Origin of the sequence: Nostoc sp. FACHB-888, from assembly GCF_014696655.1 — a bacterium.
Lineage (GTDB): Bacteria > Cyanobacteriota > Cyanobacteriia > Cyanobacteriales > Nostocaceae > Nostoc.
Genome location: NZ_JACJQM010000289.1, coordinates 1 through 4,236 on the forward strand (window position 1 = coordinate 1; position 4,236 = coordinate 4,236).

The following is a 4,236-nucleotide window of genomic DNA, read 5'->3' on the forward strand; positions in this document are numbered from 1 at the left end:
AGTAACTATATTAAACGCTGATTTCTTCGTTGAAACAGAATCTGCAAGGACTGGTCTCAAAGCCTTGTAAATATTGGCTTGCGAGTTTTCGGATGGGTCTATTGAACCTATCCCACTAATACCAAAGATATGACAATCTACTGTTGATGATGGTAGTTGTATCAAGGTATGGCTGGGCGATTTGAAGGCGTTGCTGAATATAGCAGTTCTCCTGTTACTCGCAATAGGGGCCACCAAATTACCCCTGTTCTGTCACTCTCGGAAAACAATAATCAAAGCCTTGCTCTGAGGCTTTGATTTCATCAACACTTTTGCTTTATTTCCTATTAGAAACTAACATTTATAGCCAAAAGCTGGGAACTAGAGCTCCGTAACCCTTTGGGCTATTGCATTCTCCCAAAGTGACAAAACAGGGATAAATGCGGAATTGATGAAGTTGGAAAGTTTCATAGTTTATCCCTAGTTAAAGTTCAGTACAATTTTCGGCTTTGTTCTCAAAATGATTTACTCAAATCTGGTAACTCAATTGGGCGTGAGTTTTCTCGTAGAATGCCTTAGTCCGGTCAACGTCGGAAACACTGAACACCACAACTTCGAGTTTCATGTTTGGGCTGTTTCCGTGATTGCTACTCATCTTGTTCTCCTTTAGATTCGTGAGCTTGCTGCCGACCTCGATTAACTTCATTCTTCCGTGATCGCTCAATTTAGACCACTCAAGTTAATTGAGTTAAAACGCGATTTAATGCGTAACCGTGGCAATCACATCTAGATCATTTCTTTGACTCCTCACACTGGCGTTGACCATCTTTGAGATGACTGGCAATTCTTCCTAGTGGGTAGTCCTGGACTGGCAACTGCGTTGCTTAACGACAGCGGCGTTGCCGCGTCTCCTATTTAGCGCGATGGCGTACCCGCCCGCCGTAGGCGATCGCCTACGGCGGGGATACTGTTGGCGAATTCCCCAAACAGCTAAACTAAACCGATTAGTTCAGTAATGAAACGATTGAGAACCTTCTGAGCAGTTTTATACCCAGATGCTTGCGTACCTAACTTCAGTTCCGATAAAACACGGTCACGTAAAATCTCAAGTTCTTTTACCGTAGGCAACCCAACAGACTGTTTTGCTGCCTTATTAGATGTCTGATGCAACTCCCTTTGCCGTGTAATACTTGGTTGAGACTCGTTTTCTCCTTGAGTGGAAGCTAAGATTTCTGAGCCTTCCCGTGTAATACCTGGTAAAAGGTTATGCCTAACAATGCGTTCTAAATAGTCAGCACGAGTTAAGCTCAAACATTCCGAGGCAATACCAAGAGCCTTCCAAGTATCATCTGTTAATCGCAACGAACGTACTTCACGATAATCATCATTCTTAAGCGCAAACTTTCCCTGAATACATCAGTGAGAGGTTAGAGTGATTGCACTTTTGTCAAGAGGGTGCGGGAAAAGGGGATAAATCCAGCTTGGAGACTGGCTTTCGTAATGCTTTGACCACTCCTAAATCTTGATTTTCTTTTGCAGCAAAGTACTTAATTGGGTCATCCGCCTTACCTTTGTCATAGGCGACACTAAAATGATATAAACCACGAAAAATCATCTCTAAAGAAATGCGGTCAAATGGCAGAGATAATTCGTCTGCAACCGCATCTCCTAAGTCAACCAATACTGCATAAAAGAGCCAAGTTGCCCACACTTGTAACTTCACACCATTAATAGAACCAGTCCATAAATACGACAGTCCCAATAAACGTTTGACCACGTAAAAAGCTTCTTCAATCATCCATCTTCTCCGATATAAGTCAGGAACAACGTAGGGAGGTAATATTTGCGGGTCTAGGACAGAAGTAATGTAAGAATAACTAGTTTTACCAACCTTTATTTCAATTAGGCGTAAAGTTAAAACTGGTGCGCCACGACGAACAGTTCCAAGTTGAATCAATCGGTCTTTAAGCGAATGGCCATAGCTAAAAATCTTTAAGTATTTAATAGATGCTTTGGCTTTTAAGCGAGTAATAAAATCAACATCCTGATTAATAAGCTGTTGTAAAAACTGGAAATGGTAAAAACCTCTATCAAGTAAAATTAGAGTTTTAGGAGATAGTAAATTTAGTAAAGGAGCTTCAAAATTAGTCTCTGATGCGGCAAAATTGGTGTGAAACCAAACTTCTATCGGTAAACGAGTAACCAAATCAATAACTGTACAGATTTTCCCAGCTAACTGTCCTGTCTTCAAGTCCTCCAAGCTTTTTAGCTTCCGAAATAAAGCTTCTAATGTTGACCCATCAGCTATCCAAATTCGGTCAAAATTATGCAATGCAAACTTAATGCTATCCGGCAGAGGTCGCCTCAGTCGTTGCTGCTTTCTTAAGTTGTAACTGAGGTAATAAATCTTTAAACACTCGTTCAAATAATTCAGCCGGAAAAACTAAAAATCTTTGAGAGAGAGATTGTTGGGCAATATTAGTAGCACGGCACCACAATAAATCTTCTCTTGCTAAAGACTCACAGTATGGACATTGCACAGTAGAACACCCTAATTCATGCCTTTATTATGCAATGCCGGTAATCTATTGGATGCAGGTGCAGATATCGTCACAGTAGCGAAACTTGCAGGTCATGCGTCGCCAAGTACTACCAGTAAATATGATAGGCGTGGAGAGGCGGCGAAGAAACGAGCGATTGATTTGCTGAAGTGCCTTACAATAGGCGGGATAAACATAATTAATTGGAATTGTACTAAATCCGTTTTGAAGACCCTCTTTAAGCATAGAGCCATCTCTGCAAAAAAGGAAATAGAGACTTAAAAAGGTTCAGCCGGGATACCTGCAAGTTGTCCAGCATCCAGGCATCCATAAGTAATCTTTCTGCCCGTAAGAGCTACCGACTCCCTTGGCGAAGCGGTCACGAGTTCGTCGGCTCAACATGAAACTACCGACTAAAACCCCTAGACCGTTGCTTCTGCTCCAGCATCTCTTGCTGCTGTTCAATAAATGTCCTATTTAAAGAATTAATGTCTAGCCCTTTCTTTAACTAATAGGTAGCCGCGGAAATTCGCGCCAAAAGAGACACAGATGCGGAATTCGTTAAATTAATTCAATTCTGCATTTTTAGCTCTCTTTGCTTCTTTGTCTACTAAGTTATGCCTTTTTATTATTTCATTCATTTCTTCATCAGTTGTCAACTGTAGTAATTGCAAGGCTTTTTCAGCTATAAGTGACACTACTATATTTTCTGGTTGACTTACAGCGTTTATCAGTTCTTGAGTTGTAAGATGAATGAGAAAAACCATGTAAATATATTCTCTTTTTGGAAGTTTTATAAAAGCGTTATCTTTTTCAGCCATGACTCTAACTCTTACTTAGTCGGGAGAATATGGGATTTGATTATAGACTGCTTGAACACTCATCATTCTGAATCTCTGGTTCGTTTGGTTGCAGATAAAGTTGGTTTGGATATTGACTTGGGTATTAAGGGGAAAAGCGGCATACTCAAATCCATGAAATCCTGTGCTTCTTTTTTAAGTGACCCAACACAACGAAAGAGTTTTCCATTACACACCTAAACGCTCGTCTTGGCTTAATCAAATTGAGATTTGGTTCAGTATTTTGGTTCGCAAGTTACTTAGAAGAGCAAGTTTCGCCAGTCAGGATGATTTGAAAAATCGAATCCTCCAGTTTATCGACTACTTTAATCAAAGAATGGCTAAACCTTTTAAGTGAACATACAAGGGAAAAGCCTTGGCTATTTAATGGTCTGTTTATTTCCGCCGTGTTGTACTAGATACTTACTATCCTGCTAGTTGCTAGATTTTATTGAGCAACTAGTTAGCCAGTATCTAGAAAAAATAATAGGGGGTCAAGCCCCTCAGTATAATTTTAATATTTCTTTACTTATACAGGATCAATCCTGAGTTACAAAATATACAAATAACTTAGCGCTCAAACGTCAATCACTTGACCGTGTTTTGTCTGAACTGAAGTTGGGTAAGCAAGCACCTGGGTATACCCCTCTCTGAAGAAACACTTTGCGTAAAGCTTATGTAGAAAGGGTTTGATAAAATGAAGCTTCCTCCTTATCTTGGGATTTGGGGACAAGTTGAAAACCAAAAGCTTGCGCTTTCTTCTGAAGATTTTTGAGGATCAGATCCTGGTAAGCTAATCGTCATTTAAATTGCACCATTTTTATGGTGATAAAAGCTGCAAACCCTCTCCCCTGCTCCCTGCCCCCTGCCCCCCTGCG

At 40.4% G+C, this 4,236-nt stretch carries 3 protein-coding genes and 3 pseudogenes; 2 read left to right on the top strand and 4 right to left on the bottom strand.

Annotated elements, in window-relative coordinates:
• Positions 1 to 508: 508 nt before the first annotated feature.
• The 3 genes and pseudogenes from H6G26_RS44090 to H6G26_RS39250 all read right to left on the bottom strand — a co-directional run.
• The gene (locus H6G26_RS44090; RefSeq protein WP_277883965.1) at positions 509 to 634 is read right to left on the bottom strand and encodes a hypothetical protein; all 126 of its coding nucleotides are present in this window, start codon (positions 632 to 634) and stop codon (positions 509 to 511) included.
• Between the two features lie 335 nt (positions 635 to 969).
• On the bottom strand, positions 970 to 1,341 hold the full coding sequence (locus tag H6G26_RS39245; protein WP_242054331.1) for a hypothetical protein: 372 nt from the start codon (positions 1,339 to 1,341) through the stop codon (positions 970 to 972).
• A 97-nt stretch (positions 1,342 to 1,438) separates the two neighbouring features.
• Positions 1,439 to 2,495 (bottom strand): annotated as a pseudogene (locus H6G26_RS39250) (IS4 family transposase); the annotation flags it as partial.
• A 63-nt stretch (positions 2,496 to 2,558) separates the two neighbouring features.
• On the opposite strand from H6G26_RS39250, the pseudogene H6G26_RS43560 reads away from it, so the two are divergent.
• Positions 2,559 to 2,722 (top strand): annotated as a pseudogene (locus tag H6G26_RS43560) (integrase); the annotation flags it as partial.
• 363 nt (positions 2,723 to 3,085) lie between these two features.
• Here the strand turns inward: H6G26_RS43560 and H6G26_RS39260 are convergent.
• On the bottom strand, positions 3,086 to 3,340 hold the full coding sequence (locus H6G26_RS39260; RefSeq protein WP_190737236.1) for a hypothetical protein: 255 nt from the start codon (positions 3,338 to 3,340) through the stop codon (positions 3,086 to 3,088).
• Between the two features lie 184 nt (positions 3,341 to 3,524).
• On the opposite strand from H6G26_RS39260, the pseudogene H6G26_RS43565 reads away from it, so the two are divergent.
• Positions 3,525 to 3,632: pseudogene (locus tag H6G26_RS43565) on the top strand (transposase); the annotation flags it as partial.
• Between the last annotated feature and the right edge of the window lie 604 nt (positions 3,633 to 4,236).

Coding starts and splice junctions, on each gene's coding strand:
- H6G26_RS39260 (WP_190737236.1), bottom strand. CDS start 3,340: ATGGCTGAAAAAGATAACGCTTTTATAAAACTTCCAAAAAGAGAATAT.
- H6G26_RS44090 (WP_277883965.1), bottom strand. CDS start 634: ATGAGTAGCAATCACGGAAACAGCCCAAACATGAAACTCGAAGTTGTG.